This is a genomic window from Kitasatospora sp. NPDC058478 (genome assembly GCF_042720345.1).
Classification (GTDB): domain Bacteria; phylum Actinomycetota; class Actinomycetes; order Streptomycetales; family Streptomycetaceae; genus Kitasatospora.
This window is the reverse complement of the sequence record NZ_JBHXML010000061.1, coordinates 1-21,780: the sequence shown is the minus strand read 5'-3', so window position 1 is coordinate 21,780 and position 21,780 is coordinate 1. Positions and strand designations below refer to the sequence as shown.

The 21,780-nt window shown below is 71.9% G+C and carries 24 protein-coding genes; 14 read left to right on the top strand and 10 right to left on the bottom strand.

The annotated features are described in order from the left end of the window. The first annotated feature begins 333 nt into the window (after positions 1–333). The 3 genes from ACFWPT_RS29490 to ACFWPT_RS29480 all read left to right on the top strand — a co-directional run bounded on the left by ACFWPT_RS29490 (position 334) and on the right by ACFWPT_RS29480 (position 3,733). Positions 334–2,268, top strand: coding sequence for a PIG-L family deacetylase (locus ACFWPT_RS29490; RefSeq protein ID WP_380485455.1), 1,935 nt, complete (start codon positions 334–336; stop codon positions 2,266–2,268). Positions 2,269–2,490: 222 nt separating this feature from the next. Beyond that, positions 2,491–3,129 (top strand): ATP-dependent Clp protease proteolytic subunit, encoded by a 639-nt coding sequence (locus tag ACFWPT_RS29485; RefSeq protein WP_380381087.1) that lies wholly within the window; start codon positions 2,491–2,493, stop codon positions 3,127–3,129. A 1-nt stretch (position 3,130) separates the two neighbouring features. Next, positions 3,131–3,733 carry a ClpP family protease gene (locus ACFWPT_RS29480; RefSeq protein ID WP_063352604.1) on the top strand — a complete coding sequence of 201 codons (603 nt, stop codon included), beginning with the start codon at positions 3,131–3,133 and terminating at the stop codon, positions 3,731–3,733. An 81-nt stretch (positions 3,734–3,814) separates the two neighbouring features. On the opposite strand, the gene ACFWPT_RS29475 is transcribed toward ACFWPT_RS29480, so the two are convergent. Both ACFWPT_RS29475 and ACFWPT_RS29470 read right to left on the bottom strand, forming a co-directional pair. Further along, positions 3,815–4,291 carry a helix-turn-helix domain-containing protein gene (locus tag ACFWPT_RS29475; protein WP_380485453.1) on the bottom strand — a complete coding sequence of 159 codons (477 nt, stop codon included), beginning with the start codon at positions 4,289–4,291 and terminating at the stop codon, positions 3,815–3,817. 136 nt (positions 4,292–4,427) lie between these two features. Beyond that, positions 4,428–7,235: an SdrD B-like domain-containing protein gene (locus ACFWPT_RS29470; RefSeq protein WP_380485451.1), complete on the bottom strand. Its 2,808-nt coding sequence runs from the start codon at positions 7,233–7,235 to the stop codon at positions 4,428–4,430. Between the two features lie 392 nt (positions 7,236–7,627). Between ACFWPT_RS29470 and ACFWPT_RS29465 the strand changes: the two genes are divergently transcribed. Then, the gene (locus tag ACFWPT_RS29465) at positions 7,628–7,993 is read left to right on the top strand and encodes a hypothetical protein (protein WP_063352607.1); all 366 of its coding nucleotides are present in this window, start codon (positions 7,628–7,630) and stop codon (positions 7,991–7,993) included. A 130-nt stretch (positions 7,994–8,123) separates the two neighbouring features. Here the strand turns inward: ACFWPT_RS29465 and ACFWPT_RS29460 are convergent, their stop codons facing one another. Next, a complete protein-coding gene (locus ACFWPT_RS29460; protein ID WP_380485449.1) occupies positions 8,124–8,987 on the bottom strand; it encodes an SDR family oxidoreductase in 864 nt (287 codons plus the stop codon). Positions 8,988–9,085: 98 nt separating this feature from the next. Between ACFWPT_RS29460 and ACFWPT_RS29455 the strand changes: the two genes are divergently transcribed. Next, on the top strand, positions 9,086–9,850 hold the full coding sequence (locus tag ACFWPT_RS29455; protein ID WP_380379507.1) for a TetR/AcrR family transcriptional regulator: 765 nt from the start codon (positions 9,086–9,088) through the stop codon (positions 9,848–9,850). Positions 9,851–10,070: 220 nt separating this feature from the next. Here the strand turns inward: ACFWPT_RS29455 and ACFWPT_RS29450 are convergent, their stop codons facing one another. The 3 genes from ACFWPT_RS29450 to ACFWPT_RS29440 form a co-directional block, all read right to left on the bottom strand. Beyond that, positions 10,071–10,427 carry a DUF4291 family protein gene (locus tag ACFWPT_RS29450; RefSeq protein ID WP_380485447.1) on the bottom strand — a complete coding sequence of 119 codons (357 nt, stop codon included), beginning with the start codon at positions 10,425–10,427 and terminating at the stop codon, positions 10,071–10,073. Between the two features lie 144 nt (positions 10,428–10,571). Then, entirely contained in the window at positions 10,572–11,057 is a 486-nt protein-coding gene (locus ACFWPT_RS29445; protein ID WP_380485445.1) for a hypothetical protein, read from the bottom strand. A 244-nt stretch (positions 11,058–11,301) separates the two neighbouring features. Further along, positions 11,302–11,676 (bottom strand): hypothetical protein, encoded by a 375-nt coding sequence (locus ACFWPT_RS29440; protein WP_380485443.1) that lies wholly within the window; start codon positions 11,674–11,676, stop codon positions 11,302–11,304. A gap of 194 nt (positions 11,677–11,870) precedes the next feature. Here ACFWPT_RS29440 and ACFWPT_RS29435 point away from each other — a divergent pair, with 194 nt between their 5' ends. From ACFWPT_RS29435 to ACFWPT_RS29420, 4 genes are all read left to right on the top strand, one after another. Then, the gene (locus tag ACFWPT_RS29435) at positions 11,871–12,443 is read left to right on the top strand and encodes an XRE family transcriptional regulator (RefSeq protein ID WP_380485441.1); all 573 of its coding nucleotides are present in this window, start codon (positions 11,871–11,873) and stop codon (positions 12,441–12,443) included. Positions 12,444–12,772: 329 nt separating this feature from the next. After that, on the top strand, positions 12,773–13,231 hold the full coding sequence (locus tag ACFWPT_RS29430) for a GNAT family N-acetyltransferase (protein WP_380485439.1): 459 nt from the start codon (positions 12,773–12,775) through the stop codon (positions 13,229–13,231). Between the two features lie 32 nt (positions 13,232–13,263). Further along, positions 13,264–13,542 carry a GNAT family N-acetyltransferase gene (locus ACFWPT_RS29425; RefSeq protein WP_380485437.1) on the top strand — a complete coding sequence of 93 codons (279 nt, stop codon included), beginning with the start codon at positions 13,264–13,266 and terminating at the stop codon, positions 13,540–13,542. 159 nt (positions 13,543–13,701) lie between these two features. Further along, positions 13,702–14,748, top strand: a complete 1,047-nt coding sequence (locus ACFWPT_RS29420; protein WP_380485435.1) for a glycosyltransferase — start codon at positions 13,702–13,704, stop codon at positions 14,746–14,748. Positions 14,749–14,966: 218 nt separating this feature from the next. Here ACFWPT_RS29420 and ACFWPT_RS29415 read toward each other — a convergent pair whose 3' ends face one another. Next, entirely contained in the window at positions 14,967–15,572 is a 606-nt protein-coding gene (locus ACFWPT_RS29415; RefSeq protein WP_380485433.1) for an NIPSNAP family protein, read from the bottom strand. Beyond that, positions 15,569–15,742, bottom strand: a complete 174-nt coding sequence (locus tag ACFWPT_RS29410) for a hypothetical protein (RefSeq protein WP_380485431.1) — start codon at positions 15,740–15,742, stop codon at positions 15,569–15,571. Before ACFWPT_RS29410 ends, ACFWPT_RS29415 begins: the two co-directional genes overlap by 4 nt. Positions 15,743–15,797: 55 nt before the next feature. On the opposite strand from ACFWPT_RS29410, the gene ACFWPT_RS29405 reads away from it, so the two are divergent. Beyond that, positions 15,798–16,772, top strand: coding sequence for a helix-turn-helix transcriptional regulator (locus tag ACFWPT_RS29405; protein ID WP_380485429.1), 975 nt, complete (start codon positions 15,798–15,800; stop codon positions 16,770–16,772). A gap of 341 nt (positions 16,773–17,113) precedes the next feature. Here the strand turns inward: ACFWPT_RS29405 and ACFWPT_RS29400 are convergent, their stop codons facing one another. Next, positions 17,114–17,863 carry a DUF4232 domain-containing protein gene (locus tag ACFWPT_RS29400; RefSeq protein WP_380485427.1) on the bottom strand — a complete coding sequence of 250 codons (750 nt, stop codon included), beginning with the start codon at positions 17,861–17,863 and terminating at the stop codon, positions 17,114–17,116. Between the two features lie 182 nt (positions 17,864–18,045). Beyond that, on the bottom strand, positions 18,046–19,017 hold the full coding sequence (locus tag ACFWPT_RS29395; protein ID WP_363373810.1) for a LuxR C-terminal-related transcriptional regulator: 972 nt from the start codon (positions 19,015–19,017) through the stop codon (positions 18,046–18,048). Between the two features lie 350 nt (positions 19,018–19,367). On the opposite strand from ACFWPT_RS29395, the gene ACFWPT_RS29390 reads away from it, so the two are divergent. The 4 genes from ACFWPT_RS29390 to ACFWPT_RS29375 all read left to right on the top strand — a co-directional run. Continuing rightward, complete coding sequence (locus ACFWPT_RS29390) at positions 19,368–19,502, top strand: hypothetical protein (RefSeq protein WP_380485425.1); 135 nt, start codon at positions 19,368–19,370, stop codon at positions 19,500–19,502. 7 nt (positions 19,503–19,509) lie between these two features. Further along, entirely contained in the window at positions 19,510–19,851 is a 342-nt protein-coding gene (locus tag ACFWPT_RS29385; protein WP_380485423.1) for a hypothetical protein, read from the top strand. A 165-nt stretch (positions 19,852–20,016) separates the two neighbouring features. Beyond that, positions 20,017–21,267 carry a VCBS repeat-containing protein gene (locus ACFWPT_RS29380; RefSeq protein ID WP_380485421.1) on the top strand — a complete coding sequence of 417 codons (1,251 nt, stop codon included), beginning with the start codon at positions 20,017–20,019 and terminating at the stop codon, positions 21,265–21,267. Positions 21,268–21,304: 37 nt separating this feature from the next. After that, the coding region (locus tag ACFWPT_RS29375) for a transglycosylase family protein (RefSeq protein WP_380485419.1) at positions 21,305–21,780 on the top strand (476 nt) is incomplete at its 3' end.

Here is a 21,780-nt window from a genome sequence, read left to right as displayed (position 1 = left end):
GGCGCCGAAGCGGGCTCATCGTCCCGCAGGCCGATCGGCGCAGATTTGGTGACACGCCGTCATATCACGCGACCAGCCTCCCCCCGCTCGGCGCACAGAGCTGGATTCGGTTTGTCGTCTTATCGCCCGCTGGTCCGATTCCACCTGTGCAGGAACGGGCTCTTCCGGAAATGCGTCCGATGAGCGGGGAGTGAACGAAGTGACTTGATCACACGTCAATTGACTTTTCCCCGTTGGCAATTCACCCGACGCAGCCCCGGGCATTTCCGCCCGGCAATGCGCTAACCTCCTCCTGGCGTGATCACATGCCGATCTCGAATTGGGGGGAATCACATGGCAATCGGACGACGACAACTCCTCACCTCCGTCGCGCTCACCGCCCTGGCCGCGCCCGTCCTGGCCAAGGGGACCGCGACCCGCGCGGCGGCGGCCGTGGGGGCGGCCCCGGCCGCCGCCTCCGGGCCGCTGTTCATGCAGGTCGTCGCGCACGAGGACGACGACATCCTGTTCATGAACCCGGACCTGTCCAACGCGATCGCCCTCGGCACCCCGTCCGTCACGGTGTTCGTCACCGCGGGCAACGCGACCGGCGACCCGTGCGCCACGGTCTGCTGGGACACCGCCGGCGAGCCGCTGCGGACCTGGAACCGGCAGATGGGCGCCGTCAACGCCTACTCCCGGATGGCCGGGGTCGGCGACACCGACCCGGCGACCGACGAGGTCGGGCACTGGACGGTCGAGGCGTGGACCGTCGCGGGCAAGCAGGTCGAACGGTACGTCCTCAAGGACCGCCAGGTGCACCTGATCTTCCTCAACCTGCACGACGCCGGGCTCGGCGCCGTCCTGGCCGGCGGCACCGACACCACGGTCGTCCCGGTGGGCAGCCCGCTGTCCGGGCCGTCGACCTACACGGCGGCGGACGTCGTCGAGGTGCTGCGGCAGCTGATGGTGACGTACCAGCCGACCGTGCTCCGGGCCCAGGACGAACTCCCGGACACCCGCTACTCGGGCGACCACTCGGACCACGTCTCCGCCGCGAAGTTCGCCGGCCAGGCGGCCCTGCTGTACGGCGGCGGGCTGATCCAGGTGAACTACCGGGACTACAACATCAGCGACTCCCCGGTGAACCTCGACCCGGCGACGACCGGCGCCAAGGGCGTGTTCGTCTCCGAGTACGCGAGCCACGACCACTCGGGGAACTACTCCGACGCCTGGTTCTCCCGGATGTACTACCGCTGGTCGCGGGGCACCTCCTGGGCCGGGCTGAACCAGGACGGCCGGCCGCAGGTCTTCGTCGTCCGGGCCGGCGCCCTCTACACGTACTGGCGTCAGGCGGACGGCAGTTGGGGCGGTCCGGTGCGGATGGCCGACCCGGGCGGGCGGCTGGCGCCGGGCATCGCGGTGGGCACCAACGCCGACGGCCGGCTGGAGGTCTTCGCCCGCCGCCTGACCGATCACCACATCATCTCCCTGCCCCAGGGCACGCCCAACGGCTGGTGGTGGAACAGCTGGGCCGACCACGGCAACCCCAACACCGGGCTCGGCAACGAGGACCAGGTCGGCGTGCCCGTGGTGGCCGGCCACCAGGACGGGCGGCTGGAGCTGTTCGTCAAGAACGGCGGGGGCGGCCTCAGCAGCATCCGGCAGACCACCCCGGGCGGGGTGTGGACGGGCACGTGGACGGACCTGGGCGGCACCGACCTCCAGGACCCGGTCACCGCGATCCGCAACGGCGTCGGCGCGATCGAGGTGTTCGCCAGCAGCCGCACCGGAATCCTCGGCTGGTGGCAGACCGCTCCGAACGGCGCCTTCGGCGGCCCGAACCCGATCCCGGGCGCCCGGCCGGCCAGCCCGCCCAAGGCCGCGCTCGACCAGGACGGCCGCATCGAACTCGCCTACCGCGAGGTCGGCACCGGGGCGATGCTGGTCAGCTACCAGACCCGGCCCGGCGGCGAGTGGAGCCAGTCCCCGGCCCCCCTCGGCGGCGACGGAGGAGTGGGCGAGCCGGCGGCGGCCACCGCCGGCGGACGGGTCGTCCTGTTCGAGCGCAACCGCGGCGGCGGCGTGAGCACCACCGCCCAGACCGCCCCGAACTCCGGCTACGGCACCTGGCAGGACCTCGGCGGCACCGTCCTCGACTACCCGGCCGCGCTCGTCGACGGCGGCGGTGTCCTCCACGTGTTCGCGATCGGTTCGGACGGCCGCGTCTACTACCGCGCGGGCACGACGCCCACCACCTTCGGCGGCTGGCAGGGCCTGCCGGTCTGACCGTCCCGCCCGCCCCGCTCGGGCCCGGGTCGGGGTCCGGCTCCGGTTGGGCCCCGAACCGGGCCGCGGCCGGGCCCGGGCCGTCGCCTCTGCCCGTGGCGAATCTGCGGCGGGCAGAGAAAACGCATCCGGAGGTCTCCCGGGGTCAAGAGTGGAGTCGAGGGCAAGCCCGCCCCGACACCTCGACACCTCGACACCTCGGCACCTCGACAAGGAGACCGGATGACTCCCCTCACCACGCTCGCGCCCCGCGCGGAGGAGGGCGGCACGCCGCCCAGCCGCTTCGACGACCACCTCGCGGCGCAGCTGCTCGCCCAGCGGATCGTCCTCCTCGGCACCCAGGTCGACGACGTGTCGGCCAACCGGGTGTGCGCGCAGCTGCTCCTGCTGTCGGCGGAGGACCCGCGCACCGACATCGGCCTGTACGTCAACAGCCCCGGCGGGTCGGTCACCGCGGGGCTCGCCATCTACGACACCATGCGGCTCATCCCGAACGACGTCTCGACGCTGGTGATGGGGTTCGCCGCCAGCATGGGCCAGTTCCTGGTCACCGTGGGGGCGCCCGGCAAGCGGCTCGCGCTGCCGAACGCGCGGATCATGATGCACCAGCCCTCGGCGGGCATCGGCGGCACCGCCGCCGACATCGAGATCCAGGCGGAGAACCTCCAGTTCACCAAGAAGGCCATCGAGCGGATCACCGCCGAGCACACCGGGCAGAGCGAGGAGACGATCGCGCGCGACGGCGACCGGGACCGCTGGTTCACGGCCGAGCAGGCCAGGGAGTACGGGATCGTGGACCGGGTGGTGGAGTCGGTCGCCGACATCCGCCCGGCCGCGTCGCGCCGACGGATGGGGCTGTGACATGGGGTCGTACACGGTTCCCTACGTGATCGAGCGGACCGCGCAGGGCGAGCGCTCCTACGACGTCTTCAGCCGGCTGCTGAACGAGCGGATCATCTTCCTCGGCACCGAGATCGACGACGGGGTCGCCAACGTGGTCATCGCGCAGCTCCTGCACCTGGAGTCGGAGAGCCCGGAACGCGAGATCTCGATCTACCTCAACTCGCCCGGTGGATCGTTCACTTCGCTGATGGCGATCTACGACACGATGACGTTCGTGCAGGCGCCGATCTCCACGTTCTGCGTCGGTCAGGCGGCGTCGACGGCGGCGGTGCTGCTGGCCGGCGGAGACCCCGGGCGGCGGTTCGTGCTCCAGCACGCGCGGGTGCTGCTCGGCCAGCCGGCCAGCGGTGGCCGGCAGGGGACGGTGTCCGACCTCAGCCTCGCGGCGAAGGAGATGGTCCGCACCCGCTCGCAGGTGGAGGAGGTGCTGTCCCGGCACACCCGTCACGACGTGGCGACGCTGCGCGCGGACATGGACCGGGACAAGGTGTTCACCGCCGAGGAGGCCGTCGCCTACGGGCTCGCCGACGAGGTGCTGAGCCGACGGCTCGCGTTCGGCTGACTCCGCGCGGCCGTGGCCGGTACGGCGGGGTGCACCACCGTCGTACCGGCCTTCGGCCGGGCCGGGCCGGGCCGGGTCAGGTCAGGCGGCGAGGCAGAGCCCGTCGTACTGCCCCGTGGGCGACGTGCGGCTCCGGTCCAACCGGCTTCGGCCCACCTGACTGCGGCCCACCCCACCCCGGCCCGCCTGGCTCCGGGTGTGCCGGGTCAGCTCGTCCTGGGCGAGCGAGAGCAGGTCGGCGAGGCCGAGTCCGAGGGCCCGGGCGGCGGCCGCGAGGACCTCGGAGGAGGCCTCCTTGCGCCCGCGCTCCAACTCCGACAGATACGGGATCGAGATCCGGGCCGCCTCCGCCACGTCCTTCAACGTCCGTTCCTGGGCGAGCCGTTCGCGGCGCATCGCATCGCCGACGAGGTCGCGCCACAGGGGTTCCCTCGGTGCGGGCGCCGGTGGCGCTCCCGCCGGCCGCTGCGGGGCGCGGGTCGCCCCGCCGGAACCGGGCGACGAGGTGTGCGGGCGCAGGGGGATGACGCGGGCTTCGTTCGGCGCATGAGTGCTCACCCCTCCAGCCTAGGGATCCGGGGCGTCGGGGGAAGGGAGTGGCGTTCTGCCCTGGGTGAAGCCGTACGGGCCGCCCGGCCGGGCCCGTGGCCGTCGAACTCGCCACGGGCCCGGCCGGGTTCCGCTACGCGTGCCGCTACGCGTGCCGTGCGCCGCGCCTGCGCGCGACCACGACCAGCACGCCGCCCGCACCCAGCAGCGCCGCCGCACCGGTCACGCCCAGCGGCAGCACGCTGCCCGCCCCGGTGGTCGGCAGCGCGCCGCCGGGCCGCTCATCGGGCCAGGACGGCCCGGCGCTCGGCGACGGCGGCGGCGGGGACGCCACCGCCGCCACCGCCACTGCCGAGGACGACGACGGGCCCGGCGACGGGGTCGGGGTCGAGACCGTACCCGGCGGCGAGGACGGGGCCGCGCCCGAACCGGCCGACGGGAGCAGCCGGTTGACGACCGTCACCGTGATCCCGTCGTCCAGGGTCTCGCAGGTGAGCACCAGCGGCCCGAAGACCGCGATGGCCGGCGCCGCGTAGCCGTCGGGCGGGCTCACCTCCACCCAGTAGTACGTCCCCGGCCCGACGACGATCCGGCAGATGCCCTCGGCCCCGGTGGTGCAGGGATCGCCGATCGGCGAGTCCTTGTGCCCGCCGGTGGTCTGCGGCCAGCTGGGCCCGCCGTTCCAGCGCCACAGCTGGAACGTCGCCCCGGCCAGCGGTTTGCCGGCCTGGTCGTGCTTGACCAGGGTCAGCGTGCCCTCCTGCGGCCGGAAGCCGAAGTCGAAGGTGTGGTCGTCCTGGCCCGGCCCGCCGGTGGTCAGTTCCCGCTCGGCGTACGTTGCGCCCGGCGGGACGACGCCCTTGGAGTTGATGAACGGGTTGTCGCCGACGTCGTGCCGGGTGGGCACCCACTGGTACAGCGGGCCGCCCTGGGCGTAGTCGGCGGGGTTGTCCAGCCGGATCGTGTACCTGGTGTGCGGCTTGAGCCCGCCGTCCACGTTCGAGTCGTCGAAGTAGTACTCGCCGCGCGCCGTCGTCCGCGCCGTGCCGACGAGCTTCCCCGGCCCGTCGTACAGGTGGACGGTGGCGCCCTCCACCGGGCGCTGGCCCGGCTTCTGGATGCCCTTGTGCTCGGTGTCGTACCAGACCCGGTTGCCGATCTGCAGCGGCGCCTGGTCGCAGAGCACCTCCAGGTCGCCCATCGAGGCGCCCTTGCCGAACGGCGCGGGCACGTTCGCCGGGTTGAGCCGCAGGCCGAACGCCGGGTCCTGCCTGCCGTCGCGCTGGACGAACGACGTGCCGTAGCCGAAGGCCGTGCTGTTGGGGTCGAACCCGGAGGTCCCGATGGTGTTCTCGACCTTGGACAGCGCCATCCCGGCGTAGGCCGCGTTGTGGTGGACGCCCATCCGGCTGGTGTCGAAGAAGCGGGCGCCCCGGGGCGAGAGCCCGCAGCCGGTGTTGGCGTCCAGCACGTAGGTGCCGCCGGCCAGGCAGGCCTTGTTCAGGTCACCGCCCGACAGCACCTCGCCCACCGCTGCGCCCGACCCCGACTGGCCCGTCGCCCGGTCGGCCATGCGGTCGCGGAAGGCCAGCAGCATCGAGCCGTCCGTCTCGAAGCCGATCTCGCCCAGCTCCGGCTCCGGCTGGGCGCGGAAACCGGCGCAGGTCTGGCCGTTCTGCGTGGTCGGGTAGGTGTTCGTCCACGGGAACCAGCCCGCGCCGTCGCACGGGCCCGAGCCGACGGTCGACTGGCGTGGGTAGTCCAGCGGCTGGTCCAGCACGGCCGTGCGGAACCGGCCGGTGGCCAGGTCGAAGGGCAGCACGACCGCCCGCAGGTCCGAGGCCTTGCCCGTCGACTCGCCCGAGCAGACACCGCCGAGGTAGCCGACGCCGTCCTGGAGGCCCAGGCCGAACGGCCGCCAGTCCCCGGCGGAGGCGCAGCCCGGGTCCGGGATGGGGTAGACGCCCCTCGGCTGCGCGGCCGTCGGCGCGGTCGCGTCGTAGCGGTACAGCGTGCGGGTGTTGAGGTTGACGACGAACAGGTCCCGGCCGTCGTCCGTCACCTTCAGCCCGCCGAGGCTCTCCTTGCCCGGCGCGACGAGGAACGCGTCGTCCGTCCCCGGCCCGTGCGCCGTGCCGCCGGCGTCCGGGACGGTGGTGAACAGCGTGGTCCGCCCCTGCGCCGGGTCGGTCACGTAGATGCCGCCGGCGCCGCCCGGACCGTAGTCCGTGGTGCGCTTGGCCGACGCCGAGGAGAACACCCGCCGGTCGGCCTTGTTCCACGCGATGCCGTAGAGCGTGCCCGTCTGCGCGTCGGTGGCGAGGTTCGTGACGTTGACGTCCACGCCGTCCTGGCCGCGCGCGCGGTACGGGAACGACACCAGCGTGCGCTGCGCGCCGCCTCCCAAGGTGGTGTTCTGGCAGGTCGTCACCAGCGGCGCGTTCTGCTGGCAGTAGTCCCCCGGATACCACAGCCCGGTGGTGTACGAGACGTTCTTGCCGCCGGAGAGGTCGACGAACTCCTCGTTGGAGCTCAGCTGGTTCGGCGCGCCGTCCAGCCCCTGCCGGGAGGCGAACGCCGGGAACAGCACGCCCGGCTTCGGATTCACCACCTGCACCCGGTACGTTCCGCCGTGCTCCCGGCTCCGCGGCGGCGCCAGCGTGACCGTCCCGTCGGCCCCGGTGGTGCCCTCGACGTGGGCCCGCTCCTCGCCGGTGAGCGTCACCTTCACGCCCGCCAGCCCCGGCTCCAGCGCGGGCGTCCACACCCCGGAGGAGTCCACGGCCCGGATCACCCGGACCGTCACCGTCCCGTCCTCCGTCTGCGAGAACGCCGCCGGCGCCGTCAGCGCCCCGCCCCCGCACAGCGCGGCGGCGAGCACCGCGGCCCGCGCGACGCCCTTCCTTCTCCTTCTCGTCCCCACCTGATCCCCACTCTCATGGTCGGCGGACATCTGCCCGATCCGGACAGGACCCCCAGCAGAGCGACAACCGGTCGTCCACGTCCTGGTTTCGGGGCGCATTCACTGGTGTGTGTGACAGATGAAGGGCAGGAAATCGCATCAAGTTCGGATGCGACCGCACAAGTTCGTATACCGCAGGAGAAATCCCGACGCCCGGAGCGCCCGGACCCCTGCGGCGAAGCGGATCCGCAACTCCCCGCAGTCCCGCCCGACGGCGTCCACCGCAACGGCCCCTGCCTCGCCGTCGTTCCGGTACCCGGCCGCCGTCCTGCCCGGGGGGCCATTAGGCCTGAAAGTCGCTATCCGAAGCCGGTGATCAAACCGTAGGAATGGCTCCACGGCCTGACCGGCCACCCACCCGCGATCAGAAGGAGCCCTCACCCATGATCCGTCTTCGCACCTGTATGACCATCGCCGGCGCCGCGGCGATGTTCGCCCTGGCCGCCGCGCCCGCGCAGGCCGCCCCGGGCGACGTCACGACCTCGTGCGGAAGCGTTCTGACCCCGGCCGGCTTCGTCGACGTGAGCTGGGGCTACAGCAGCAGTTGCGGCACGCAGAGCTTCAGCCCGAACATCAAGCAGATAAAGCAGCTCACCGGACTGCCCGTCGGCACCGTGGTCCAGGCCTGCTCCACCACCTACCCGCCGGCGGGCTGGGTCCAGACCGGCTCGTACTACACCAGCAGCTGCGTCGCCTGGTCGAACCCGAGCTTCAACAACAACGCCTGGCAGCTGAAGCGCGTCTCCTGACCGGGCGACTCCGCTGGGCCCTGTCCGGCAAGATCGGCCGGACAGGGCCCAGGCCGGCACACCCGGGGCGAGGCGCGGACGGCGCCGAGCGGCCAGGACCGGGCACCGGCACCCGGCCGCCCGCTGTGGATCAGCTTTCGGACAGCTGCTCGCGCAGCACCGTGCGCAGGGTGACGGGCTCGCGGCCGAGCAGGGCGGCCAGGGTGGGGTCGGTGGTGGCGAACTCGCCGGCGCGGCTGGCGGCGAAGATGCCGAGCAGCTGGTCGGCGGCTTCCGCGGGGACGCCTTGGCCTGTCAGCTGCGTGCGGAACTGGTCGTCGGGGGCGACGGTCCGCGTGACGGTGCGGCCGGTGAGCTCGGTGGCGATGGCGGCGACGTCGTCGAAGGTGAGCGCCTGTCGGCCCGTGAGCGGCGGCGTGGGGCCGTCGAAGCGGCCCTCGTCGGCCAGGATGGCGACGGCCGCGTCCGCGAGGTCGGCGTGCGCGGTCCAGGCGACCGGCCCGTCCGCGGGGAGCGCGAGCCGGCCGGACTGTGCCGCGTTGCCGAGGAAGTGTGCCGCGCTGGTGGCGTGGAAGCCGTTGCGCAGCGAGGTGAACGGCACGCCGCAGGTGCGCAGGGCCTCTTCGGTGGCGGCGTGGTCGCGGCAGGCCTGGAAGCGCGACGTCGCGCCGGCCCCCATCTGGCTGGTGTAGAGGATGCGACGGGCGCCCGCCGTGACGGCCGCTTCGATCGCGGTGCGGTGCTGCCTGACGCACTCCTCGCCCATCTTGTCGACGGAGACGACGAGCACCTGCGAGGCGCCCTCGAAGGCGTGCGCGAGGCCGGCGGCGTCGGTGAAGCTGCCCTGGCGCACCCGTACCCCTTGGTCGGCGAGGTTCTGCGCCTTCTGCGGGTCGCGGACGCTGACACCGATGCGGGCCGCCGGTACGCGCGTCAGCAGCCTCTCGACGATCTGACGCCCCAGCTGTCCGGTGGCTCCGGTCACGATGATCATGATGTGCTCCCGTGTCGCGACGAGGTGGTTCCAGTGGAAACACTTTCAAGGTATCACCGATAATAACGATGGAACCAGCAGTGCGGTATCGTTGATTCATGCCATCGCCTTCACGCGGCCGGGACGGCGCCACCGGCACCGCGTCCGGGACCGCCGTCGAGTCCGCCAGCGCGTCCCCGGCCCGGGAGCAGACCAGGCAGCGGGTCATCGAGGCCGCCATCGGCCTGCTGACGCGCGGAGGCCGCGACGCGGTCACCACCCGCGCCGTCGCCGATGCGGCGGGCCTGCAGCCGCCGGCCATCTACCGGCTGTTCGGCGACAAGGACGGGCTGCTCGACGCCGTGGCCGAGCACGGCTTCGCCGCGTTCCTCGCCACCAAGCACGTCGACCCCGACCCCCGGGACCCGATCGAGGACCTGAGAGCCGGCTGGGACGTCGCGGTCGAGTTCGGCCTGGCCAACCCCGCGCTGTACACCCTGATGTACACCGAACCCGCCGGGACCACCTCGGCCGCCTTCAAGGCCGGCATGGAGATCCTGATGGGCCGCATCCGGCGCCTCGCCGCCGGCGGCTGGCTCCGCGTCGACGAGGAACTCGCGGCCCAGATCATCCACGCCACGGCGCGTGGCGCCGTGCTCACCTGGCTGTCCCTGCCCCAGGACCGGCGCGACCCGGCCCTGTTGACCACCCTTCGGGAGTGCATGGTCGCCGCCGTCACCAACCGGCAGCCGGCCGTGAAGGAGCCGGGCCCGGCCGGCGCCGCCCGCGCCCTGCGCGCCGCGCTGCCCGAACAGACGAAGCTCAGCAGCGCCGAGCAGCATCTGCTGGGGGAGTGGCTGAACCGCCTCGCCGCCGACGGCTGATCACCGGCGGCTCGTGCGTTCCCGACGGGTGAGGCGGCCGCCGGAGATCCCGTGGCGCGGTCGCCGGCGTGCGCGCGCCGGTCGCGACGACGACGGAACGGGCAACGCCACCCCGGCCCCGGTGTCACCTGACGGTGCACCACGCCTCGGACCGTCGCGAGCCGCCCAGGCGGACGGCGACGGAACGAGCAGCCCGCGGCCCCGAGCGCTCGGGACCGGCTCAGCCGCGCAGGTGGTTCAGCAGCGCGTCGTCCACCGGATAGGGGCGCTCGGCGGGAAGGAGCTGCCGGGCGGCCTCCAGAGCACCGTCCCTCACCTGGGCCTGGATCGTGTGCGCGAGTGCGGTGACGTCGTCGATCGAGACGATCCACTGCTCCGCGTAGCGCTCGGCAGCCTCGCCGGCGAGGCCGAGTTGGAGCGAACGGTGGGGAAGCGGCTGAAGGTGCAGATCGCGTTCGGGATCCCACTGCACCCGGGCCGGGGCCCGCTTCAGCTGGCGCTTCCAGGTGGTGCTGGCCGGCGGGTGCCGAACGGCCCGGGCCGTTCGGCACCCAGTGGCGGGGCACCGTTTTTTCATGCTTTTCATGCGGTGGCGTGCGGCGAGCGGCGCGGCGGTACAGGCGCCGCATCACCCGACGCAGGCGCCGGGGGGCGGTGGCCGGACAGATCCTGGACTATCTGGCGGCGCTTGCCCGACCCTGGCGGTGCCCGATGGCCGGGATCAGTTCTTCCACACGCCCCAGTAGACGTCGGCGTTGTCGCCGGAGCCGCTCTCACGGGTGGTGCGGAAGACGCTGCTGGTGCCGTTCTCGTCGTAGCTGTTGGAGCCGGCGTAGGGGTTGGCCCAGTGCAGCTGGACGGTGTTGTTGTTGCGCCAGCCTTCCTCGCAGCCGTAGGTGCTGAACGTCGCCCAGCCCTCGGTGCCGGTCAGGAACCCGTTGCTCTCCGACTGGAAGGTGGCGTCGCCGGTGTTCCCCAGGATCTGCGGCGGCTCCTGGCCCTGCGTCCAGATGCCGTGGGCCAGAGCGTAGCCGGTCCGGTAGAGCGAGCAGCCGGTTCCGTTGTGCAGGTGGACCGTGGTGCTCCGGGCCGCCTGGACGGTGGCCTGGGCGGTGGCCGGGGCGGCCTGGGCGGTGCCGGTGGCGATGGTGCCGAGCCCGATGGCGCTTACCGCAGCCAACGCCGCGAAGCGTGCGGAGGTACGCATGGTTCCCTCGATTCCGTGTGCCTTCGGTGGGTGGCGCGGGCGGTGTCCCGCGCCGTGATGAACGATGCGCCGCGCCGACAGACAAACGATGGACGGTGCGGCCCGCGCCGTTCACCGCGCCGTTCGCAACGCCCGTCCATCGTTTGTCAGTTGGCGTGGTGTACGAGCACCCGGGCGGCCGCCCGTCCCGCCGAAGGCCCGGGAGTCGAGTGCCGGGACTGTCGCCGCTGCGGGACGTCCTCCCTCACAGAGGAGTGAGGATGTCCTGGTCCGCCCCGTCGAGGACGAAGCCGTTGTCCAGCCGGACCCGGACCGTCACCCGGCTCCCCCGTTCCCGGTGCGCGACCCACTGCGGCTCCAGCACGGCGATCTCCGCTTCCAAGCGCTCGCGGCTCGCCACCGGCATGGTGTGCCCGTAGTCCTCGAACAGCGCTTTGAGCCGCTGGTACTCGCGGACCTCATGGCTCTCCGGGAGTTCCCCGTCCACCCGCTCGACGGTGCCCTCCATCCCGGATCCCAGCGAGAGGAACCCGACGACGGCCCCGGGCTCCCCGGCGACCGCCTCACCGATCCCGAGATCCTCGGCCAACCTGACGCGCCGGCCTTCCTTCAGGGTCATCCGTCCTCTACCTCTCCATCGATCGAGGCCGCCGGCGCCGCCGGCCCGCGGCCACGGCCATTATCCGCGGTCGCTGTACGGCGTACGGCCCCCGGTGGCAGGGCCTCCGCCGTCTCCCTTTCCCCTTTCTGCTGCGCCCCCCGCACCGCCCCGGGCCCGAGCAACGCTCCATGCCGTTTCGGCAACCTGGTGGCATGGCGAACGCGAAGAAGGACGTCCTGGACGCGGTCGGCCCCCGCCTGCGCGAGCTGCGCCGCCGGCGCGGAATGACGCTGGCGGAACTCGCCGAGCGGACCGGGATCAACGAGAGCACCCTCTCCCGCCTGGAGGGCGGCACCCGCAAGCCCACCCTGGAACTGCTGCTGCCGCTCGTCGAGGTCCACGCCGTGCCCCTCGACGACCTCGTGGGCGCGCCCCGCACCGGCGACCCGCGCATCCACCTGCGTCCGGTGGTCCGGGACGGGATGACCTACGTGCCGCTCAGCCACCCCGGCGGCGTCCAGGCCCACAAACTCCTCATCCCGCCCGCGCCCGGCACCGAGCCGGAACTGAAGACCCATGAGGGCTTCGAGTGGGTCTACGTACTCGCGGGGAGGCTGCGCCTGCTGCTGGGCGACCAGAGCCTGGTCCTCAAGGCGGGCGAGGCCGCCGAGTTCGACACCCACGTACCGCACCGGCTCGGACCCGACGGCGACCGGACCGTCGAACTCCTCGTCCTCTTCGGGCACCAGGGCGAGCGGGCCCACCTCCGAGCCCGCACCACCTGACCCACACCCCGGCCGGACCGGCCCTCATGCGGCCGGCTCGGCAGAAGTCGCGTCGCCAGTAGGGTGGTTGAGGCCACGCAGGGTGGTGCCGGCCGATCGCGTCGAGTCACCGGAGGCTTGTACGGTCTTCGGTGTCACGCCAACGAGGTCATCACGGCGGCGCACTTCCTGGGGGGATTCATGAGGCTTCGACGGCCTGGTCGGTCGGATCGCTCGAACGGCACGCCGATCGTGGTGGCGTGTCTGCTGGCGCTGGATGTCGTCCTGTTCGCCGCCGTCCTTCAGGCCGCGCTTGGGCATGGACTCTGCCCGGCCCTCGGCGGGCGTCAATGCGGCGCCCGTACTGCTGTCCCCCGGTTGGTCGTCGCGTTCACGGCGACACTGGTCACCGGCGGTCTGTGCCTCTGGCGGCGGCGCCCGGCATCCGCAACCCTCCAGCTCGCCCTGGCCCTCCTGTTCGGCCTGTCGGCCGTCAGTACCCCCTGAGGGATATTCGGTGTTCTGCCGGCCCAAGAGGACACAGGATGGTGCGCATGACTCTGGCCACCCCCGTTCTGCACACGGCTCGCCTGCGACTGCGCCCCTTCACCGATGCCGACGCGGACTCCCTCTTCGCGCTGCACAGCAGCACCCGTGTGATGCGCTACTGGGCTCCCCGCCGTGGACCGAACAGGCCCGCGCCGAGCGCTTCATCGCGATGTGCCGGAAGATGGCGGACGAAGGCACCGGGGCCCGGGTGGCCATCAACCGTGCTTCCGACGGGGCCTTCGTCGGCTGATGCGGTCTGACCGGATGGAATCCGGACTACCGCAGCGCGTCGTTGGGCTACTGCCTCGACGAAGCGATGTGGGGCCACGGCTTCGCGACGGAGACCGCAACCGCCGTGCTGCAGTGGGCATTCGACGCGCTGGACCTGAATCGGGTTCAGGCCGAGACCGATACACGCAACGTGGCATCTGCCCGGGTCCTGGAGAAGGTCGGATTCGTGCGTGAAGGGACGTTGCGAGAAGACTGCGTCGTGAACGGCGAGGTATCCGACTCGTGGGTGTTCGGGTTGATCAGGCGAGAGTGGCGGCCGTCGGCCGCTTCGGGCCGGTGACACGCGGGGGCATTGCTGCCACCCTGGGCGTATGAGTACGGGCCAGGCCCAGCCGCTGTGTACGGGCGTTGCTCCACGGCCCCGGGAGGGTGATGCCGCCTCCCTGGCCCAACCACCCATGCTCTGGTCCCACCGATCGTTGTTTCTCAGGGAGGTACGGTGACCGGCCGAGTCATCTACGCGTCGTTCGAGTTCCAGTTCCCGCTGGGCGGCATTCGGGTGCTGAACCAGCAGGTCGCGCTGCTGCGGGCCGTCGGCGTCGAGGCGTTCCGTTGGACGCCCACGCCGGGGTTCCGCTACACGTGGTTCGACGACGACGTGCCGACGCTGTCCGGGATGACCTTGGACCTCGGGCCCGAGGACGTGCTCGTGTTGCACGAGGTCAGCGTGGTCCCGGGGCACGACCCGGCGCCCGGCGGCCACAAGGTGATCTACTCGCAGGGGCACTACGTCAACTTCCTGACCTGCCCCGACCCCGGCCCGTATCCGGGCTGGTCGGACCGGCCGGCTCTGTGGACGATCTCGAAGGCGGGCGTCGACATGTTCCGCCGCGCCCTGCCCGAGTTCGAACCGCACCTGGTGCCGAACGTCATCGACACCGAGGTGTTCCGGCCGGCATCGACCGAGCGGGTTCGGCGCATCGCGTGGATGTCCCGCAAGCGCCCGATCGAGACCACGCTGCTCCGCCGTCTGCTGCACGCCGACCCGCGGTCCGAGGGCGTCGACCTGTACGACATCCACGCGGTCCCCCACGAGGAGGTCGCTCGCGTCCTGTCCGACACGTCGGTGTTCATCGCGTTGGGAGCGCCTGAGGGCGAGGGCTTCGGATTGCCGCTGGCCGAGGCGATGGCCAGCGGCTGCCTGGTGACCGGTTACGCCGCCGGCGGCGGAGCGGAACTGTTCGACTCGCCGTCCGCGTGGCGGATCCCGGAGCTCGAAACGGATCGGCTGGCGGACAAGGCCCTTGAGCTGCTCGACCTGCCCGGCCAGGACGAGGTGCGGCGGGCGGGCCGTCAGTGGGTCGCCGACCGGTACACCACCCGGGCCGCCGTCGAGGCACTGACCGAGGGCATCCGCAAAGCGCGGGCCCTCCCCGGCGGCGCGGCGACGGCCACCCATCCGGCCGCCTGGATGGACGAGTTGTTGAGGCGCTTCCCGGTGCCGCCGGAGACACACGCCCGGGTGGAACCACCGGCCGCTTCGTAGTGCTCCAGCCGGACTGCTCCGTTCCCGCCGGCCACCGGACCGAAAGGCCCGAAAGCTCTGAAAGGCCCGAAGGCCCGAAAGGCCCGAAAGCGGGGAGCGACGGCCCGCACCAGTGCGGTGCAGGCCGTCGCCACCTCGCACAACCCCGTTCTCGGCGAGTGAAGCAGCAGGTCTGGCCAGCCATCGACCTGCCCACCCACGGTCCTCTGCGACGGGCTTCAGCGGGAGTGTTGCGGCACGGGCGAGAGGTGCAGTTGCTGCGGGGCGGAGTGCAGGTGTGTCGAGAGGTCCGGCAGGGGGGCGGTGTCGCCGGTGGTGAACCACACCAGGACGTCCTCGCCGACCCGTACGGGCAGGGCGGGGAAGTCGTTCTCCGCGTGTTCGGTGCGGTGAACCGCCAACGGCGGGGTCCGGGCGGCCAGTTCGGGGCGCAGATGCCGCTCGAAGTGGTCGGCGAAGGCGGCGGGGTCCAGGGGGTGGCAGATGGTCGCGACGACCGGTCCGGCGTCGGCCGGGGCGGTGAAGCCCGGGCCGCGCAGCAGCAGGACGTCGTCCGAGTCCACCATCGTCGCGTTGGCGGCGTCCCGGTGCTCCTGCCAGACCGGCCCGTAGTAGAAGGCGTGCAGTGCCCGTGCCCGCGACGCCATGTCAGGGAAGCTGCGCAGCCAGACGAAGCGGTCCGGGTCGTCCAGGTCCCGGAACCGGCCGCCGACGGTGATGCCCACCGCCTGCTGTCCGGTCACGAACTCCCGCTCGAAGAGGTCGAGCAGAGTGTCGCGGGCACCTGGGTGCAGGGTGTACTGGCGCAGTTCGACGATGCTCACGAGGCGTCCTGCAACTGGACACGGCTGAGCTCCGTGACCCGGTCGAGCACCCGGTTGTGTCCGCCGTTCACGGAGAACTCCTGCCCCCGGCTGTCACCGTCGGCCGGAACCCCGGTGAGTCTGCGGACGGCCATGCCCCGGGAACCGTGGAGGAAGTCGGAATCGATCATGGCCGCAGGCTAGAACCGGTCCACTGACACCTCCTGTCAGTGGATACTGACAGCCGTGCGCGCCAGCCGACTGATCTCACTGCTCCTGCTCCTCCAGAACCGGGGAAGGATGACGGCCCAGCAGCTCGCCGACGAACTGGAGGTGTCGGTCCGCACGGTCTACCGGGACCTCGAAGCGCTCGGCGCCGCCGGGATCCCGCTGTTCGGCGAGGCCGGTCACGGCGGCGGCTACCAGCTGCTCGACGGGTACCGCACCCGGCTGACGGGCCTGACCGCCGATGAGTCGCAGGCCCTGTTCCTGGCCGGGCTGCCCGGTCCGGCGGCCGAGTTGGGCCTGGGCGAGGTACTGGCGGCCGCCCAGCTCAAGCTGCGGGCCGCCCTGCCGGCGGAGCTCCGCGAGCGGGCCGGGCTGATCCAGGAGCGCTTCCACCTCGATGCGCCCGGCTGGTACGGGGACGTGGACGAGACGCCGCACCTGGCGGCCGTCGCGGCCGCGCTCTGGGACCGGCGCAGGGTGTGGGTCCGCTACCGGCGGTGGAAGGCGCCCACCGAGGTGGAACGGCGACTGGAGCCGTACGGACTGGTCCTCAAGGCCGGCCGCTGGTATCTGGTCGCCGCCGCGGACGGTGCCACCCCGCGTACCTACCGGGTCGACCAGATCCTCGAACTACGAGAGTTGGAAGAGGAGTTCGAGATACCCGCGAGCTTCGACCTGGCTGCACACTGGCGGGACGGGCTCGCCGACTTCCATGCCCGACTGCACACCGCGGAGGCGACGGTGCGCCTGTCGCCGCGCGGTGTCGCCCGGGGCCGCGAGCAGCTCGGCCGCGCGTTCGACCGGGCGGTCGCGGATTCGGGGGTGGCCGAGGCGGACGGCTGGACCAGGGCGTCCGTGCCCATCGAGTCCCTCGGCCACGCCCACGACGAGTTCCTGAGACTGGGCACCGACGTGGAGGTCCTCGAACCACCGGAGCTGCGTGCCCGGCTGGCCGCGACCGCCCGCGCACTCGCCGACCGATACGGGGCCTGACGTGGGCGCATTCCCGTCCCTGCCCTCCGCCCCTGCCCTCCGACCCTGACGGGACGTGTGCCGGGTTGCCTGTCCGCCGGCCCGGGCCGGCCTGCCTGCCCGATCCGCTGAGCCGATCCGCTGAGCCGATTCGCTGGGGTCGATCCGCTGGGTCGCGCGGTGCGATGTGGTGCATCGAGACGCTTGACCGTTCCGGCGGGGCTATTTGATAGTCGACGAACCCGCCGAACTCGCCCACTTCCATCCGCTGATCACCGTCGCGCCGGAGCGCCGACCGGGCCCGTGGCCTCGTCGCCTCACTCGGGTCCGGCCGTCGGTGGGTGCCGGTGGTGTGGCCGGGGTTACTTGCCGGCGGCTGCCATGGAGGTGACGGCGTCGGCGATGGTGGCGCGGTAGTTGCCCATGTGGGGGTTGAGGACGCGGGTGTCGGGGGTGAGCGGGAAGTTGTGGGTGGCGGCGAGGGGCATGTTGGTGTCGTCCTGGTCGGCGAGGACGTTGATTTCGTTGATGTCGGGGGTGGTGCCGGTGGTGGCGCCGCCGGGGTTGAGGTCGATGACGACGTAGGCGTTCTGGCCTGCGGGGACGGGGAAGCGCAGGGTGCCGCTGGCGAGTACGGGCCGGATGTTGTTGCTCTGGTCGCGGGCGGTGGAGTTGCCGAGGTTGACGCCGGGGGAGGAGCTCAGGCTGCAGGCGCTGGTGCCGGTGTTGTGGACTTCGATGACGCGCTGGCTGGGTGCTCCGGGGCGTGCGGTGACGTGGATGGAGAGGTTGCCGATGTCGCAGGGGGTGGCGTCGGTGGGGGCGGGGGCGTTGCCGCCGCCGGGTCGGGTGCTGGTGGAGGGGCTGGTGCCGGACGGGGTGTGCGGTGCGCCCGTGGGGGTGTGCGACGCCGCGCCCGTGGCCGGTGCGGTCGGTGACCCCGCTGCGGGAGCAGCGCCGGTGGGGGCGGGTGCGACGGCCGCGGTGGTGGGGGAGGCCTTCGGGCCGGCGGCCGGGTCGGCGTTGTCGGGTCCGCAGGCGGTCAGGACGAGACCGGCCCCGACGGCGAGGACGGCGGTGACGAGCAGCGGGCGACGGCGGCGGACGGACATGGTGGCTCCCCGATGGCGATGTGTGCTGGCTTGCTGGACACCCACCATGACGGTTGGTCAGTGCCTTTCGGTGGCACGCGTGGCGTCACAATCACCAGGACATCGCGAGGACCGGACTGTGACAATCCGTCGGGGAGCTGCGGGTTGACACGGCGTACTTCGGGCCGGTCGGAGCCGGCCGGTCAGAGCCAGCCGTTCTGGGCGGCCTTGATGCCGGCCTCGAAGCGGCTGCTGGCGTTGAGCCGCTCCATGATGGAGGCCATGTGGCGGCCGACGGTGCGGGAGGAGATGCCCAGGCGCTGGCCGGCGGTGTCGTCGGTGAGGCCGGTGCCGAGCAGGCGCAGCAGTTCGCGTTCGGTGGCGGTGAGTCCGGTGGTGGGGTCGCCGGGGGCGGTGGCGCCGAGCGGGACGGCGGTGTTCCAGGCCTGTTCGTAGAGGTCGAGCAGGGCGGTGAGGATGCCGGGTTCGGTGACGTGCAGTGCGCCCTTGCGGTGGTCCTCGGGGTCGATGGGGACGAGGGCCTCGCGGCGGTCGGCGATGACGATGCGCTGGGGGATGGTGGGGGCGGTGCGGACTTCGCCGCCCTGGCTGAGCAGCCAGTGGGCGTATCCGGTGACGTGCGGCTGGTGGCGGGTGGAGTCCTGGTAGAGGGTGCGGATGGTGATGCCGCGGGCGAGGGCGCCGGCGTCGCCGGGGCGGGAGGAGTCGAGGTCTTCGGGGCGCTGGTTTCCGGGCTGGCTGCTGAGGGCTTCCGTGGTGGTGGTGCGGCTCATCTGTTCCAGGCGGTGGTGGACGGCGTCCATGCCCAGCAGGCGTTCGCCGTGGGCGGCGTGGTGTTCGGCGCGTTCGGCGACCATGCGGGTGACGGCGGCGCGGGACGCGGCGAGGGCGGCCTGGCGGGCGGCGAGGTCGGCTTCCTGGCGGGCGAGCATCTCGGCGAGGCCGACGGCCGGGTCGACGGCGCGCATCCGGCCGGGGTGGTCGGCGGAGGCGCGTACGAGCATGAGGGCGCCGAGTTCGTCGAGGCAGTCGTGGACCTGGGTGGCGGTGGTCGCGCAGCGCCCGGCTATCGCTTCGACGTCGGCGGCGGGGTGGTCGAGCAGGGCTTGGTAGACCTGCTCGGCGCGGGCCGATAGTCCAAGCGCCTGCAACATGGTGTCCCCCTTGTGTGATGATCCGTGAGCTCTCGTGGCTGTGACAGCACACGAAGCTTCATGATCCTTTCATGGGGCGACACCGCCCTCAAGGTCGGATATCCGGCCTCGACGGCAGGCCGCGCCATCCAGCTCTTGTCATGCGCGTGACGGCATGTCCGGAGTCGGACAGGCCGGTTGGCGACACCCGCAAGGCCTTCCGAGCCGCCCCCCGACCGGCAAAGCTAGTGATCGCCGCCAGGGAGTCAGCCAGAAAGACAGCCCGGACGGCAGCCGGACGGCGCGTCGACCGCGGGACGCACCGATCGGAGAAATCCCTTCGTGTCAGCAACAGTTGAGGACAACCGATCGTGATCCAGACCCGTATCGCCAAGGCCGCCGCGGCCATCGCCATCTCGCTGGGCGCGCTGCTCGCCGCCCCCGCCGTCCTGTCGGTGAGCGCCCAGGACACCGCCGTCAACGCCATCTTCGGCTGGGGCGGCTGACCCGCGGATGGACGTCATCTACGCCGCCCTGCACCGCAGGCAGAGCGCCGGGCCGGTTCCAGCCGGCGAGGCGGCTGAGGCGGCCGAGGTGACCGAGGTGGACAAGGCAGGTGAGGCGGCCGAGGTCCGCGCCGTCCTGTGGGCCCACGCCCGCCCCGACGACGGCCTCCAGCACATCACCGTCCGAAGCGAGGCCGACCGCGTCGACCTGCTCGTCTACCTCGCCAGCCGTGACCCCGCCGTCGCGGAGGACACCCTGAGCCGGGCCCACGTCCTGATCGCCCGAGGCCACCAGGCCTCACCCCTGATGCGCCGGCGCTACCAGCCACCGGCGCCCCCCGGCCGCTGAACCCGCGCCGCCGCTGAACCCGCGCCGCGGCCGCTGCGCCGCCGCTGCGCCCGCGCCACCGCCGCACTCGCACCGCCGCCGCTGAACCCGCACGACGCTGTCCGGCATCCGATGCCGTCTCGAACTCGCAACCCGCAGCCCGTAACCCGCAAGAGGAGCTCCGCCATGCCTTCGTCCACGCTGTCCAGGCTTGCCCACGTCGCCCTCGCGGCCTCCCTCGCCGCTTCCGGTGCGATAGTTGCGACCGCCGTCACCACCACGGCGGCCCACGCGGCGACCAGCGCCGTCACCGCCGCCTCGTCCTCGATCGACGGCAAGATCACCCGCAGTGAGGTCATCCAGCGGGCGCAGTACTGGCTGGGCAAGTCGATCCCCTACAACCAGGGCGGCTCGTACCCGGACTCCAGCGGCCGCAACTACCGTACGGACTGCTCGGGTTACGTCTCCATGGCCTGGCACCTGGGCGCCGGCACCGGCCCGGACACCCGGGCCATCGAGGACTCCTACACCTACGGGATCCAGCGCAGCGAGCTCAAGGCCGGCGACGTCCTCAACAGCTACTACAACCACGTCCTGCTCTTCGAGAAGTGGGACGACGCCGCCCACACGACCTTCTCGTACTACTCCTTCGGCTCCACCCCGGTGAAGCACGTCACCGGCGCCTCCATCAACGGCACCCTCGACTCGCACCCCAACGGCGAGTACAAGGCCCTGCGCTACAAGAACATCGTCGATGACGTCCAGACCCGGGCCACGAAGGCCGGCGTGTACCACCCGTCCACCCAGACCTTCTACGAAGGCGACAACACGGGTTCCACGCTGGGCTCGGCGAAGTTCGGCAACGCGGGCTGGACCCCGTTGGTCGGTGACTGGAACGGTGACGGCGTCGCCAGCGTCGGCGCGTACGACCCGGCCACCGCGACGTTCTACCTCAGCAACGACAACAGCACCGCCGCCGGGACCGCGAAGTTCGGCAACCCGGGTTGGATCCCGCTGGTCGGTGACTGGAACGGTGACGGTGTCACCAGCGTCGGCGCGTACGACCCCGCCACTGCCACGTTCTACCTCAGCAACGACAACAGCACCGCCGCCGTGACCACGACGTTCGGCAACCCGGGCTGGATCCCGCTGGTCGGCGACTGGAACAAGGACGGCAAGGACAGCATCGGCGCGTACGACCCGACGACCCAGACCTTCTACGAGAGCAACGACAACAGCACGGTCGCGGGCTCGGTGAAGTTCGGCAACGCGGGCTGGACCCCGCTGGTCGGTGACTGGAACAACGACGGCGTCACCAGCATCGGCGCGTACGACCCGAGCACCCAGACCTTCTACCTCAGCAACGACAACAGCACCACCGCCGCCAGCTTCGTCTACGGCAGCCCCGGCGACGTCCCGATCGCCGGCCGCTGGTAGTCCGCCCCCAACCGACACGAAAGGAAGTCAGCTGAGCATGCCCGAGAACAAGTCGACCACCTGTCACACCGGTTACACCCGTCGCACCCGCTCGCTCGCCGCTGTCGCCCTGGGGGCGGCCGTCCTGTCCGTCGCCTCCCAGGCACCGGCCCAAGCCGCCTCGGTGGGCACCTGGGACAGGGTCGCCCAGTGCGAGAGCACCGGGAACTGGAGCATCAACACCAACAACGGCAACTACGGCGGCCTGCAGATCGCGCTGCCCACCTGGAAGGCCTACGGCGGCCTGGCCTACGCTTCCCGGCCCGATCTCGCCACCAAGAAGCAGCAGATCCTCGTAGGGGAGAAGATCCTCGCCGGCCAGGGCCCCGGCGCCTGGCCCAACTGCAACGCGGGCCTGAGCACCGACCACGCCAAGCCGTACTCGGACCGGATCGGCGCGTACGACCCGGCCACCGCCACCTTCTACGAGAGCAACGACAACAGCACCGTTGCGGGCTCGGCGAAGTTCGGCAA